Source organism: Streptomyces caeni, from assembly GCF_042678285.1.
In the GTDB taxonomy this organism is placed as follows: domain Bacteria; phylum Actinomycetota; class Actinomycetes; order Streptomycetales; family Streptomycetaceae; genus Streptomyces; species Streptomyces caeni.
The window spans coordinates 14368-28569 of the sequence record NZ_JBHUDX010000129.1 but is presented as its reverse complement, the minus strand read 5'-3'; the positions used below and the strand labels follow the sequence as shown (position 1 = coordinate 28569).

Below are 14202 nucleotides of genomic sequence, written 5' to 3'. Positions count from 1 at the left end.
CGTCGACAAGGGCCGGAAGAAGGCGCGGTAGGCAAAGAAGAATCAAGATCGAAAACCGAACGGGCACGCGGCGGGCACGGCGGACTGATCGCAGCCCCCGGAAACGATCAGGGCCAGGCGGAGGAATGATCCTCTGACCTGGCCCTGAGCCGTTGAGAGCGGGCGACGGGAATCGAACCCGCGTAGCTAGTTTGGAAGACTAGGGCTCTACCATTGAGCTACGCCCGCAACAGGATGCGCCGCAGGTCACCGACCGCGGCACAGGAGGCATCGTAGCGGGTCGCCCACCTCGTAGGCCAACGCGTTGGTCCGCGCGCACGCCCGCGCGGAAACCGGCCGACGCACGCTGTCCGGGCATGTACCCTACGTGTCGCACCAGACGGGGTGTGGCGCAGCTTGGTAGCGCGTCCGCTTTGGGAGCGGAAGGCCGTGGGTTCAAATCCCGCCACCCCGACCACCGGCCGGCGCCGCCCGGACGCCGACGCGATCGATCGCCTTTTGGGGCCCCGAGTGGCTGCGGTTACTATGCAAGCTGCGCGCCCGTGTGTCTGCATTGTCACGTCTCTCAGGCAGGGGCCGCGAATCCGCCGAAGGCCCGGCCGACCCGGGCGGAGCAGCTCGGCAGAACCCCAAGAAGTCAGCCACAAGGAGACCGAACCGTGAAGAGCGCCGTGGAGACCCTGAACCCGACCCGGGTTCGGCTCACTGTTGAGGTGCCCTTCGAGGAGCTCAAGGACAGCCTCGACGCGGCGTACAAGAAGATCAACCAGCAGGTCACGGTGAAGGGCTTCCGTAAGGGCAAGATCCCGGCCCGGGTCATCGACCAGCGGTTCGGGCGTGGCGCGGTGCTGGAGGAGGCCGTCAACGACGCGCTGCCGAAGTTCTACACCGACGCGGTCAACGAGGCCGAGCTGAACCCGCTGGGCCAGCCGGAGGTCGACATCAAGGAGCTGAAGGACAACGAGGTGCTGTCCTTCACCGCCGAGGTCGACGTCCGCCCGAGCATCGAGATCCCGGACTACTCCGGCATCGAGGTCGAGGTCGACGCCGTCGAGGTGTCGGACGAGGACGTCGAGAAGTCGGTCGAGCAGCTGCGCGAGCGCTTCGCGTCGACGACCCCGGTCGAGCGCGCCGCCGAGGACGGCGACGTCGTGACCGTGGACCTGGAGGCGAAGGTCGACGGCGAGATCCTGGAGGACGGAGTCGCCAGCGGTGTCTCCTACACCATTGGTTCCGGCGAGCTGCTGGACGGCATCGACGACGCCGTGAAGGGTCTGTCGGCCGGCGGGGAGGCCACCTTCACCTCCGAGCTCAAGGGCGGCTCGGCGGCCGGCCGGGAGGCTGAGGTGACGGTCAAGGTCACCCAGGTCGCGTCCCGCGAACTGCCGGAGCTGGACGACGAGTTCGCGCAGCTCGCCTCCGAGTTCGACACGCTGGAGGAGCTGCGGGCGGACAGCCGCAAGCGCCTTGAGAACATGAAGCAGTACGACCAGGCCACGCAGGCCCAGGAGCGCGTCCTGGACAAGCTGCTGGAGCTGGTCGAGGTCCCGATCCCCGAGAAGCTCCTCGAGGACGAGATCAACACCCGCAAGCACAACCTCGAGCACCACCAGCTCTCGCAGATGGGGCTGACCCTCGACAAGTACCTGGAGATCCAGGGCAAGACGGCCGAGGAGTTCGACACCGAGACCCGCGAGGCGTCGGTCAAGGGCATCAAGACGCAGTTCGTCCTCGACGAGCTGGTCAACAAGGAGAAGCTGAACGTCAACCAGGAGGAGCTCACCGAGCACCTCATGCGGCGCGCGGCCTCCTCCGGCATGTCCCCCGACCAGTTCGCCCAGGCGGTCGTCGAGGGCGGCCAGGTTCCGATGCTGGTCGGCGAGGTCGCCCGCGGCAAGGCCCTGGCGGTCGTCGTCGAGGCCGCCACGGTCAAGGACACCAACGGCGAGACCGTCGACCTGGACGACGAGGACGAGGCCGAGCCCGAGACGGCGGAGGCCCCCGCCGAGGAGTCCGAGGAGACCCCGGAGGCGTAACCTCCGCCCACCCGGCACACAACGACGGGCCCCAGGGACACACTGCCCCCTGGGGCCCGTCGCCGCATCGACCCCGGGGTATCCCGTGAGGGGCGCGGGGAACTGCGCGCCCAGCCGCAGCGGACCCGCGCCGTTCCGGGCGTCCCGAGGCACCATGGCGCTCTCCTCCGGGCCTCTGGGCCGGGGCGGGCCGGGCGGGGCCCCGGGGCGAGGCCAGGGGGCGCAGCCCCGCGATGGTCCTTACGGCCGGGACGGACCCCCGGGGGAGGGGGCCGCGACAGCCCGCCCCCGCCGCCCCGACGGCCTACCGCACCTCACCCCCTCGGAGGGGTCCGGCCCCGCGTCCCCGCCCCGCCCGCCGGGAGCCCGACGGCACCGCCGGGCCACGGCCCCCGCCGCCTCCGGCCCGCCCCGCGGAGCACATGCGCTGACAGCGAACAGTCGCGGAACCGGGATGGCACCCGCCTGCCTGCGCGTTAGGGTCCATGAATACGAGGGCAGGGGAGTCCCCGAAGGCGCCCCCAAGGGGCCGCGCGGGGTCCCACGCCCCGGCAGGACACGTGAGACGGCCCCGTGCCGTCGTAAGACGAGCAGGTGGATACGTGACGAATCTGATGCCCTCCGCCGCCGGCGAGCCTTCCATCGGTGGCGGCCTCGGCGACCAGGTCTACAGCCGGCTGCTCAACGAGCGGATCATCTTCCTCGGCCAGCCGGTGGACGACGACATCGCCAACCGGATCACCGCACAGCTGCTGCTCCTTGCCGCCGACCCCGACAAGGACATTTACCTGTACATCAACAGCCCTGGTGGTTCCATCACGGCGGGCATGGCGATCTACGACACCATGCAGTACATCAAGAACGACGTGGTGACGATCGCCATGGGCATGGCGGCGTCCATGGGGCAGTTCCTGCTCAGCGCGGGCACCCCGGGCAAGCGCTTCGCCCTGCCCAACGCCGAGATCCTGATCCACCAGCCCTCGGCCGGCCTCGCCGGCTCCGCCTCGGACATCAAGATCCACGCGGAGCGGCTGCTGCACACCAAGAAGCGCATGGCCGAGCTCACCGCCTTCCACACCGGCCAGTCGGTCGAGCAGATCACCCGCGACTCGGACCGCGACCGCTGGTTCGACGCCCAGGAGGCCAAGGAGTACGGCCTCATCGACGAGGTCATCACCACCGCTGTCGGCATGCCGGGCGGCGGAGGCACCGGGGCGGGTTCGTAAGGGATCGGGGTCCACACCGGGCCGTTCGACCCGCGGACGGTGCAGGCCCCGTAAAGGCCCCGTAAGGCCCCCACGGCCCGTAATGGGCTGTACGGGCTCGCCGAGGCTCCCGCGCCCCGCGCCCCGGCAGCGGGCCCGCACAGCCCCTCCCGGGTCCCGAGCGCCCACGGGCTCCCACGAGCCCCGGGGTGCCTGCAGCCGGCCCCGGCGCCCCTTTCCGCCCCCAGCCACCGCCTCAGCCCTTTCAGGAGACATCGTGAACGACTTCCCCGGCAGCGGCCTCTACGACCGTGCGCGCGCCGAGTACACCGCCCCCGTGGCCGAGTCCCGCTACGTCATCCCGCGCTTCGTGGAGCGCACCTCGCAGGGCATCCGCGAGTACGACCCGTACGCGAAGCTCTTCGAGGAGCGCGTGATCTTCCTGGGCGTCCAGATCGACGACGCCTCCGCCAACGACGTCATGGCGCAGCTGCTGTGCCTGGAGTCGATGGACCCCGACCGCGACATCTCGGTCTACATCAACAGCCCCGGTGGCTCCTTCACCGCCCTCACGGCCATCTACGACACGATGCAGTTCGTGAAGCCGGACATCCAGACGGTCTGCATGGGTCAGGCCGCCTCCGCAGCCGCCGTGCTGCTGGCCGCGGGCACCCCGGGCAAGCGCATGGCGCTGCCGAACGCCCGTGTGCTGATCCACCAGCCCTACAGCGAGACGGGCCGCGGCCAGGTCTCCGACCTGGAGATCGCCGCCAACGAAATCCTCCGGATGCGCTCGCAGCTGGAGGAGATGCTGGCCAAGCACTCGACCACGCCGATCGAGAAGATCCGCGAGGACATCGAGCGCGACAAGATCCTCACGGCCGAGGACGCCCTGGCGTACGGACTGATCGACCAGATCATCTCCACGCGCAAGATGAACAACACCTCGGTCCGCTGAGCCGAATCCACCCGATTCGCGATCGGACCTGTATCGTCTGCCGCCCCTTGGCCCGGTGTGACACGTTGCACGTCGAAGTGAACCGTGCCAAGGGGGGCCCGAACGGGGGGCCCGGCAAGGTACCGTCGGACATAAGGCAGCACCAGGAGCCGCTGGACGTAAGGCGTCTCCCAGGCGAAGGGGAAGCACACCGTGGCACGCATCGGTGACGGCGGCGATCTGCTCAAGTGCTCGTTCTGCGGCAAGAGCCAGAAGCAGGTCAAGAAGCTCATCGCAGGCCCCGGTGTGTACATCTGCGACGAATGCATCGATCTCTGCAACGAGATCATCGAGGAGGAACTCGCGGAGACGAGCGAGGTGCGCTGGGAGGAACTCCCCAAGCCCCGCGAGATCTACGAGTTCCTCGAGGGATACGTCGTCGGCCAGGAGGCCGCGAAGAAGGCCCTCTCCGTCGCGGTGTACAACCATTACAAACGGGTCCAGGCCGGTGAGAACGGCGGCGCCCAAGGCCGCGACGACGCCATCGAGTTGGCGAAGTCGAACATCCTGCTGCTGGGCCCCACCGGCTCCGGCAAGACGCTTCTGGCCCAGACCCTGGCCCGCATGCTGAACGTCCCCTTCGCCATCGCCGACGCGACCGCGCTCACGGAGGCGGGGTATGTGGGCGAGGACGTCGAGAACATCCTCCTGAAGCTGATCCAGGCGGCGGACTACGACGTCAAGAAGGCCGAGACCGGCATCATCTACATCGACGAGATCGACAAGGTGGCCCGGAAGAGCGAGAACCCGTCGATCACGCGGGACGTCTCGGGCGAGGGCGTCCAGCAGGCCCTGCTGAAGATCCTGGAGGGCACGACGGCCTCCGTCCCGCCCCAGGGCGGGCGCAAGCACCCGCACCAGGAGTTCATCCAGATCGACACGACGAACGTGCTGTTCATCGTGGGCGGTGCCTTCGCCGGTCTGGAGAAGATCATCGAGGCCCGGGCCGGCGCCAAGGGCATCGGCTTCGGCGCGACGATCCGTTCCAAGCGCGAGCTGGAGTCCAAGGACCAGTTCGAGGACGTGATGCCCGAGGACCTGGTGAAGTTCGGGATGATCCCGGAGTTCATCGGCCGCCTCCCGGTCATCACCTCGGTCCACAACCTCGACCGCAAGGCGCTCCTGCAGATCCTCGTCGAACCGCGCAACGCGCTGGTCAAGCAGTACCAGCGCCTCTTCGAACTCGACGGCGTGGAGCTGGACTTCGAACGTGAGGCCCTGGAGGCGATCGCGGACCAGGCGATCCTGCGCCAGACGGGAGCCCGCGGCCTGCGCGCCATCATGGAGGAGGTCCTCCAGGCGGTGATGTACGAGGTGCCGTCCCGCAAGGACGTGGCCCGCGTCGTCATCACCGCGGACGTGGTCCTCTCGAACGTGAACCCGACGCTGATCCCGCGGGACGCGCGGGGTCGCGGCCCGGGCGAGCAGAAGACGGCGTAGCCGCCCACACGGCAGGAGCGCCCGGCGCGGACGACGTGCCGGGCGCTTCCGTCTTCCCTCCGGAAGCCCGCGCACGGGCCGAAGAAGGGCGCGCACGGGCCGAAGAAGGGCGCGTACGAAAGGGGCCCGGCCTCCGGGCCGAGCCCCTGCTCGTCTGCTCAACTGCTCCGCGGAACTTCCCCCGACCGGGGGACCGCCGCCGGTGTCACGCCTTGACGCGCACGTCGTTGCGCAGCTTGGCCGCCAGGTCGGCCGTCTCGTCGACCGACCCTCCCGTGCCGGCGGCCAGGGCGGCGAAGTTGAACGCCGTCACATCGGCGACGGTGCTGTGGTCGCCCCAGATGCAGATGGGCATCTTGACGGTCTTCGCCGCGCCGACGGCCGCGCTCGACGCCTTGTCGTTCTCGAACTGGGCCACCTGGCACTTCATGATGCCGTTGGAGAAGCCCGAGGGGTGGACCGTCTCCGGGCTGCCGAGGAGCTGGCCCTTGGTGGTCTTGTCCTTCTCCGACTCGGACTTGATCTTGGCGAACATGGCGTCCACCACGGCCTCGGGGTCGTCGATGGTGCCGTAGACACCGCCGAAGGTCAGGTTCTTGGCCGAAAGGCCCGTGCCGTTGGTGTAGCCGGCGCTGACGTCCTTGGGGTTCTTCACGCCCCACTTCTCGAAGTCCGCCAGGTCCTTGTCACTCATGGAGTCCGGGGACTCGCTGCTGTCAGACTTCTTGTACGTGCCGTTGATGACCTGCTCCGGCGCCGTCAGCTTGTGCGGTCCGTCGTCCGCCACCGGACCGCTCCCGCCGCCGCTCCCGCCGACCAGGAAGTACGCCCCGACGGCGATGGCCGCGACCACCGCCACCGCGCCGATGATCAGCCCCGTCTTCTTCCCCCCGCCCCCGGACGCCGGAGGGGGCGGGGGCGGGGTGCCGTAGGGCTGCTGCCCGTACGGCTGCTGGCCGTAGGGCGGGGTGGGCTGGCCGCCGTACGGGTTCGGCTGCGGCGGGACGCCCTGGGGGGCCTGCTGGGGGTAGCCGTAGCCGGGGGCCGGCTGACCCTGCGGGGGGTAGCCGTAGCCGGGCTGGGGGGCCTGCGGCGGCTGGCCGTAGGGGCCCGGCTGTCCGTACGGTCCGGGCTGCTGGGGCTGCCCGCCGTACGGGCCCGGCTGGTTGTAGCTCATTTCTGGGTTCCCCTCCAGATGCTTATGTCGTCATGACATCCTCGCGCAAGCGGACGGGGGCCGGGACGTTGGGGGCTCACCGTTACCAAAGAATCGCGTTTCGGGACGGCGTCGTGACACCTCTAAACTGACCCCGTGACCGAGAACGCTCAGCAGCAGCCAACAGCGCCCCACACCGAACTGCCGACCCAGTACGCGCCGGCCGATGTAGAGGGGCCGCTGTACGAGCGCTGGGTAGAGCGTGGTTACTTCGAGGCCGACGAGAAGAGCGGCAAACCGGCCTACACCATCGTCATCCCGCCGCCGAACGTCACCGGCAGCCTGCACCTCGGACACGCCTTCGAGCACACCCTCATCGACGCCCTCACCCGCCGCAAGCGCATGCAGGGGTACGAGACGCTGTGGCAGCCCGGCATGGACCACGCCGGCATCGCCACGCAGAACGTCGTCGAGCGGGAACTCGCCAAGGAGGGCAAGTCCCGGCACGACCTCGGGCGGGAGGCATTCGTCGAGCGCGTGTGGCGGTGGAAGGCCGAGTCCGGCGGGCAGATCTCCGGGCAGATGCGCCGCCTCGGAGACGGTGTCGCCTGGTCCCGTGAGCGCTTCACCATGGACCAGGGCCTCTCCCGGGCCGTCCAGACCATCTTCAAGCGGCTCTACGACGACGAGCTGATCTACCGGGCCGAGCGCATCATCAACTGGTGCCCGCGCTGCCTCACCGCCATCTCGGACATCGAGGTCGAATACCAGGACGACGACGGTGAGCTCGTCTCGATGAAGTACGGCGACGGGGACGACACCATCGTCGTCGCCACCACCCGTGCCGAGACGATGCTCGGCGACACCGCCGTCGCCGTGCACCCGGACGACGAGCGTTACCGGCACCTGGTCGGCAAGACCGTGAAGCTGCCGCTCACCGACCGCTCGATCCCGGTCGTCGCCGACACGCACGTCGACCCGGCGTTCGGCACCGGTGCCGTCAAGGTCACCCCGGCCCACGACCCGAACGACTTCGAGATCGGCCAGCGTCACGGCCTGCCCGCCATCACCGTGATGGACGAGCACGCCGTCATCACCGCGCACGGCCCCTTCCAGGGACTGGACCGCTTCGAGGCCCGGTCCGCCATCGTCGCCGCCCTGCGCGCCGAGAGCCGGATCGTCGCCGAGAAGCGGCCCTATGTCCACTCGGTCGGCCACTGCTCGCGCTGCAAGACCACGATCGAGCCGCGTCTGTCGATGCAGTGGTGGGTCAAGGTCGGCCCGCTCGCGAAGGCCGCCGGTGACGCGGTCCGCGAGGGCAAGGTGGCGATCCATCCGCAGGAGATGGAGAAGCGGTACTTCGACTGGGTCGACAACCTCCACGACTGGTGCATCTCCCGCCAGTTGTGGTGGGGCCACCGGATCCCCGTCTGGTACGGGCCCCAGGGCGAGGTCGTCTGCGTGGGCCCGGACGAGGAGCCTCCCGGCGGCGAGGGCTGGCGCCAGGACACCGACGTCCTCGACACCTGGTTCTCCTCCGGCCTGTGGCCCTTCTCCACGCTGGGCTGGCCCGAGCAGACCGAGAGCCTGGCGAAGTTCTATCCGAACTCCGTCCTGGTCACCGGCTACGACATCCTCTTCTTCTGGGTCGCCCGGATGATGATGTTCGGCCTGTACGCGATGGACGGCACCCCGCCGTTCCACACCATCGCCCTGCACGGCATGGTCCGCGACCAGTTCGGCAAGAAGATGTCGAAGTCCTTCGGCAACGCGGTCAACCCGCTGGACTGGATGGACAAGTACGGCTCCGACGCCCTGCGCTTCACCCTGGCGCGCGGCGCCAATCCGGGCGTCGACGTGCCGATCGGCGAGGACTGGGTCCAGGGCTCCCGCAACTTCGCCAACAAGATCTGGAACGCCACGCGGTTCGCGCTGATGAACGGCGCGACGGTCGAGGGCCCGCTGCCCGCGCCCGAGCGGATGTCGGCCACCGACCGCTGGATCCTGTCCCGCCTGAACTCGGTCGTCGCGGAAGTCGACGCCTTCTACGACGACTTCCAGTTCGCCAAGCTCTCCGACGCCCTCTTCCACTTCGCCTGGGACGAGGTCTTCGACTGGTACGTCGAGCTGTCCAAGACGACGTTCCAGGCCGGCGGTGAGGCGGCCGAGGTCTCCCAGCGCGTCCTGGGTGAGGTCCTGGACGTGACGCTGAGGCTGCTCCACCCGGTGGTCCCGTTCGTCACGGAGACGCTGTGGACCACCCTCACGGGTGGTGAGTCGGTCGTCATCGCGGACTGGCCGAAGGACGGTGGTTTCCGTGACACGGCCGCCGAGAAGGAGATCGAGACCCTCCAGTCGGTCATCACCGAGGTCCGCCGCTTCCGCGCCGACCAGGGCCTGCAGCCCGGTCAGCGGGTCCCGGCCCGGCTGACGCTCGACGGCACGGCGCTCTCCCCGCACGAGGCGGCCATCCGGCAGCTGCTGCGCCTGCAGCCGGAGGGCGAGGGCTTCACGGCGACGGCGACGCTGCCGGTCGCGGGCGCCACGGTCGCCCTTGACCTGTCCGGGACGATCGACGTGGCGGCGGAGCGCAAGCGACTGGCCAAGGACCTCGCCGCCGCGGAGAAGGAGAAGGCCCAGGCCACCGCCAAGCTCGGCAACGAGGCGTTCCTGGCCAAGGCCCCGGACCACGTGGTGGACAAGATCCGTACCCGGCTCGCCAAGGCGGACGAGGACATCGCCCGCATCCAGGCCCAGCTGGAGCGTCTGCCGCAGTCCTAGGTCCGCGCCCGGCCGGGGTTCACGTCCCGGCTGGCTTGGTGCGCTGCCTGGGTTCGTGTGCCGCCCGGGTTCGTGTGCCGCCCGGGTTCGTGCTCCGGCTGGCTTGGTGCGCCGCCTGGGTTCGTGTGCCGCCTGGGTTGGTGCGCTGCCTGGGTTGGTGTGCTGCCCGGGGTGGTGCCCTGCCCGGCTCCGTGTGCCGCCTGGGTTGGTGTGCTGCCCAGGGTGGTGCCCTGCCCGGCTCCGTGTGCCGCCTGGGTTCGTGCGCTGCCCGGGGTGGTGTGCCGCCCGGGTCCGTGTGCCGCCCGGCTCTGTGCCCCCGCCCGGGTTCGCGCCCCCGCCCGGGTTCGTGCCCCCGCCCGGGTTCGTGCCCCCGCCCGGGTTCGTGCCCCCGCCCGGGTTCGTGCCCCCGCCCGGGTTCGCGCCCCGCCCGGGCTTCCTGCGCCGGCCGGGCCCCGGGCGGCGGCGTGCTTCCGGGGCCGCGGCGTCGCGGCCCCGTGCCCGCGGCCACGACTGTCGCCGGTGCTCCGTAGACTGGCCTTGTGAGTGACCTGCCCCCGAACGACCCCAACGAGAGCGATCCCTTCGAGGAGATCGTCGCGACCGAGACCGGCCTTCCCCAGGCTCTCAACTCCGTTCGAGCAGGGGAGACCCCAACCCCCGATCTCGCGGTGATCGAGGCCGGCAGCCGTACCCTGCGCGCGCAGGGCGGGCCGCCGCAGGCCGAGGTGCCCGCCCGGCCCGCCGACCCCGAGGCCGACAGGGCGCTGAGGGAGGTCGAGGCCGAGCTGGCCACCCGCTGGGGCGAGACCAAGCTGGAGCCGTCCGTCAGCCGCATCTCGGCGCTGATGGACGTCCTGGGGGAGCCGCAGCGGTCGTATCCGTCCATCCACATCACGGGGACCAACGGCAAGACCTCCACCGCCCGTATGGTCGAGGCCCTCCTCGGCGCCTTCGAACTGCGCACCGGGCGGTACACCAGCCCGCACGTCCAGTCGATCACCGAGCGGATCAGCCTGGACGGCGCCCCCGTCTCCGCCGAGCGCTTCATCGAGACGTACCGGGACATCAAGCCGTACATCGACATGGTCGACGCGAGCCAGGAGTACCGGCTGTCCTTCTTCGAGGTGCTCACGGGCATGGCGTACGCGGCCTTCGCGGACGCGCCCGTCGACGTCGCGGTCGTCGAGGTCGGCATGGGCGGCAGCTGGGACGCAACGAACGTCATCGACGCGGGCGTCGCCGTCGTCACCCCGATCGACCTGGACCACACCGACCGGCTGGGCTCCACGCCCGGCGAGATCGCCCGGGAGAAGGCCGGCATCGTCAAGCAGGACGCCACCGTGATCATGGCCCAGCAGCCCGTGGACGCGGCCCAGGTGCTGCTGAAGAAGGCCGTCGAGGTGGACGCGACGGTGGCCCGGGAGGGCCTGGAGTTCGGGGTCGTCTCCCGGGAGGTGGCGGTCGGCGGCCAGCTCCTCACGCTCCGGGGCCTCGGCGGTGAGTACGGCGAGGTGTACCTGCCGCTGCACGGCGCCTACCAGGCCCACAACGCGGCCGTGGCGCTCGCGGCGGTCGAGGCGTTCTTCGGTGTGGGCTCCCAGCGGCCCGGGCCGCTGGACGGCGACACCGTCCGCAGGGCCTTCGCGTCGGTGTCGTCCCCGGGCCGCCTGGAGGTCGTGCGGCGCTCCCCGACCGTCGTCCTGGACGCCGCCCACAATCCGGCGGGGGCCCGCGCCACCGCGGACGCGCTGAGCGAGGCGTTCGACTTCAGCCGCCTGATCGGGGTCGTCGGCGTCAGCGGCGACAAGAACGTACGGGGCCTGCTGGAGGCGTTCGAGCCGGTCTTCGCCGAGGTCGTGATCACCCAGAACTCCAGCCACCGTGCCATGGACGCCGACGTGCTGGCCGCGATCGCCGTGGAGGTGTTCGGCGAGGAGCGCGTCCAGGTCGAGCCGCGGCTGCCCGACGCCCTGGAGGCGGCGATCACGCTGGCCGAGGAGCAGGGGGAGTACGCGGGCGCGGGCGTCCTCGTCACCGGATCCGTCATCACCGTCGGCGAGGCCCGACTCCTCCTGGGGAAGGGCTGACGTTCCGTGCGTACGCTGTGTGCTTCGACCCTGATCGGCGAGTTCTTCGTCATCGGCTTCGCCGGCCTGGTCGCCATGAAGGACCCGGGGCTGTCCACGGGCACGGTCTGGACGGTCAGCGGCATCGCCATGGCCCTCAGCCTGGTGCTGTGCGGCCTCATCACCCGTCCCGGTGGTGTCCAGCTGGGCTGGGCGCTGCAGATCGCGCTGATCGCGTCCGGGTTCTTCGTGCCGACGATGTTCTTCCTCGGCGCGGTCTTCGCGGCGCTGTGGTGGGCGTCGGTGCACTACGGGCGGAAGATCGACGAGGCCAAGGCCCGCTTCGCGGCGGCGCAGGGCGAGGGGAGCAGCCCGGCCCAGGCGCACGAAGGCCCCACTGGCGGGTAGAGACGGGGCCGCCGCGGCTGGGCGGCGTCTCCAGCGGCGGAGCCCCGGAGTGCGGCCGCCCGCCCCAGGGCGCCTGACGCTGCGTGACGTCCACCCCGACCGGCCCTGTAACCTCTACGCACCGCACCACGTGACCCGTAAGGAGCCACCCCCGTGAGCCAGCGCACCCTTGTCCTCCTCAAGCCCGACGCCGTCCGTCGCGGGCTGATCGGCGAGATCATCAGCCGCATCGAGCGCAAGGCCGGCTGGAGCATCAGCGCGCTGGAGCTGCGCACCCTGGACCAGGACACGCTGGAGCAGCACTACGGCGAGCACAAGGGCAAGCCCTTCTACGAGCCGCTGGTGGAGTTCATGGCCTCCGGCCCGGTGGTCGCGCTCGTCGTGGAGGGTGAGCGGGTCATCGAGGGCCTGCGGGCGCTGGCCGGCCCGACCGACCCGATCGCCGCCGCCCCCGGCTCCATCCGCGGGGACTACGGGGTGATCGTGCGGGAGAACCTCATCCACGCCTCCGACTCCGAGGAATCCGCCGAACGCGAGTTGAAGATCTTCTTTCCCGGCCGCTTCTGAGCATGGCCGGAGGGTGAATTCCCGGCCTCGATGCGCACGCGGCTGGTGATAGGCCGTCATGTCACCCGGATGCCTGATCGGGAGGCTGCCGTACCATCCGCTGTGAAAACCCGGCCATTGTCCGGCATATGCGTGCCGTTCGGGGGAACGGCTACCCCCGAACGACCGTCTCCAGAAGCGAGGCGGCACGTCATCTGCTGACAATGGCGAAGACCCTCGCACCGTGTTCGTGCAGGCGTGACTACGATGTAAGCCTTCACGTCACAGCAGCCACTTCGCCACCCCAACAAAAGCCATCAAACGCTCCACTTGGGAAGGCCAGACGAATCCTGATGGGGAACTCAATGTCGTTCATCGGCCGTGACATGGCTGTCGACCTCGGGACCGCCAACACGCTGGTGTACGTCAGGGGTCGCGGGATCGTACTCAACGAGCCGTCCGTCGTCGCGATCAACACCAACACCGGTGGCATCCTCGCGGTCGGCGCGGAAGCGAAGAAGATGATCGGCCGGACACCGGGCAACATCGTCGCCGTGCGCCCCTTGAAGGACGGCGTGATCGCCGACTTCGAGATCACCGAGCGGATGCTCCGCTACTTCATCCTGAAGATCCACAAGCGGCGGTATCTGGCTCGCCCGAGGGTCGTGGTCTGCGTGCCCTCCGGCATCACCGGCGTCGAGCGCCGCGCCGTCATCGAGGCGTCGTCCCAGGCGGGCGCCCGCCAGGTGCACATCATCGAGGAGCCCATGGCCGCGGCCATCGGCTCCGGTCTGCCGGTCCACGAGGCCACGGGCAACATGGTGGTGGACATCGGCGGCGGCACCACGGAGGTCGCGGTCATCTCGCTCGGCGGCATCGTCACCGCCCAGTCCATCCGCGTCGCGGGCGACGAACTGGACAACGCGATCATCCAGTACGTCAAGAAGGAGTACTCGCTCCTCCTCGGTGAGCGGACGGCCGAGCAGATCAAGATCACGATCGGTTCGGCGTACGACCTCGACACCGACGAGCACACCGAAATCCGCGGCCGGGACCTGGTCTCCGGACTGCCCAAGACCGTGGTCATCTCGGCGGCCGAGGTGCGCAAGGCCATCGAGGAACCGGTCAACGCGATCGTGGACGCGGTCAAGACGACCCTGGACAAGTGCCCGCCGGAGCTGTCCGGTGATGTCATGGACCGCGGGATCGTCCTCACCGGCGGCGGTGCCCTGCTGCGCGGGCTGGACGAGCGGCTGCGGCGGGAGACCGGCATGCCGATCCACATCGCCGAGGATCCGCTGGACAGCGTGGCGCTCGGCTCCGGCAAGTGTGTCGAGGAGTTCGAGGCGCTCCAGCAGGTGCTGGACGCCCAGCCCCGCAGATGACGCGACGCGTCGATTCCGCCGTACGAGACGATCGCCTCTCGTGCGGCGGATCGTTGATATAGAGGCATAAGCTCCCCCGAAAACCCCGGGGTTGTGCCCACCGGGTCGTGCCCGCCAGGTATTGCCCGGTGAGTTCGTGCCCACTCGGCACCGCATCCCCGGACCGCCCGCCCCATACATTC

Annotated in this window: 10 protein-coding genes and 2 tRNA genes; 10 read left to right on the top strand and 2 right to left on the bottom strand. The window is 69.7% G+C overall.

Annotated features, from left to right (window positions below; translation table 11 throughout):
- Nucleotides 1-157: 157 nt before the first annotated feature.
- Nucleotides 158-228 (bottom strand) — tRNA-Gly (locus tag ACFSL4_RS35565).
- Between the two features lie 152 nt (nt 229-380).
- Here ACFSL4_RS35565 and ACFSL4_RS35560 point away from each other — a divergent pair.
- The 5 genes from ACFSL4_RS35560 (at nt 381) to clpX (ending at nt 5678) form a co-directional block, all read left to right on the top strand.
- Nucleotides 381-457, top strand: a tRNA-Pro gene (locus ACFSL4_RS35560).
- A gap of 202 nt (nt 458-659) precedes the next feature.
- The gene (tig, locus tag ACFSL4_RS35555) at nt 660-2036 is read left to right on the top strand and encodes a trigger factor (RefSeq protein WP_381092047.1); all 1377 of its coding nucleotides are present in this window, start codon (nt 660-662) and stop codon (nt 2034-2036) included.
- Nucleotides 2037-2650: 614 nt separating this feature from the next.
- Nucleotides 2651-3262, top strand: coding sequence for an ATP-dependent Clp protease proteolytic subunit (locus ACFSL4_RS35550; RefSeq protein ID WP_381092074.1), 612 nt, complete (start codon nt 2651-2653; stop codon nt 3260-3262).
- A gap of 256 nt (nt 3263-3518) precedes the next feature.
- Entirely contained in the window at nt 3519-4199 is a 681-nt protein-coding gene (locus ACFSL4_RS35545) for an ATP-dependent Clp protease proteolytic subunit (protein WP_381092045.1), read from the top strand.
- A 192-nt stretch (nt 4200-4391) separates the two neighbouring features.
- Nucleotides 4392-5678: an ATP-dependent Clp protease ATP-binding subunit ClpX gene (gene clpX / locus ACFSL4_RS35540; protein ID WP_265568090.1), complete on the top strand. Its 1287-nt coding sequence runs from the start codon at nt 4392-4394 to the stop codon at nt 5676-5678.
- 205 nt (nt 5679-5883) lie between these two features.
- Here clpX and ACFSL4_RS35535 read toward each other — a convergent pair whose 3' ends face one another.
- Complete coding sequence (locus ACFSL4_RS35535) at nt 5884-6855, bottom strand: hypothetical protein (RefSeq protein WP_381092043.1); 972 nt, start codon at nt 6853-6855, stop codon at nt 5884-5886.
- A gap of 135 nt (nt 6856-6990) precedes the next feature.
- On the opposite strand from ACFSL4_RS35535, the gene ACFSL4_RS35530 reads away from it, so the two are divergent.
- From ACFSL4_RS35530 to ACFSL4_RS35510, 5 genes are all read left to right on the top strand, one after another.
- Entirely contained in the window at nt 6991-9615 is a 2625-nt protein-coding gene (locus ACFSL4_RS35530; RefSeq protein WP_381092041.1) for a valine--tRNA ligase, read from the top strand.
- A 539-nt stretch (nt 9616-10154) separates the two neighbouring features.
- Complete coding sequence (folC, locus tag ACFSL4_RS35525; protein ID WP_381092040.1) at nt 10155-11702, top strand: bifunctional tetrahydrofolate synthase/dihydrofolate synthase; 1548 nt, start codon at nt 10155-10157, stop codon at nt 11700-11702.
- Nucleotides 11703-11708: 6 nt separating this feature from the next.
- A complete protein-coding gene (locus ACFSL4_RS35520) occupies nt 11709-12089 on the top strand; it encodes a DUF4233 domain-containing protein (protein WP_381092038.1) in 381 nt (126 codons plus the stop codon).
- Nucleotides 12090-12242: 153 nt separating this feature from the next.
- The gene (gene ndk, locus ACFSL4_RS35515; protein WP_381092036.1) at nt 12243-12656 is read left to right on the top strand and encodes a nucleoside-diphosphate kinase; all 414 of its coding nucleotides are present in this window, start codon (nt 12243-12245) and stop codon (nt 12654-12656) included.
- A gap of 344 nt (nt 12657-13000) precedes the next feature.
- A complete protein-coding gene (locus ACFSL4_RS35510; protein ID WP_103845224.1) occupies nt 13001-14020 on the top strand; it encodes a rod shape-determining protein in 1020 nt (339 codons plus the stop codon).
- The last annotated feature ends 182 nt before the right edge of the window (nt 14021-14202 follow it).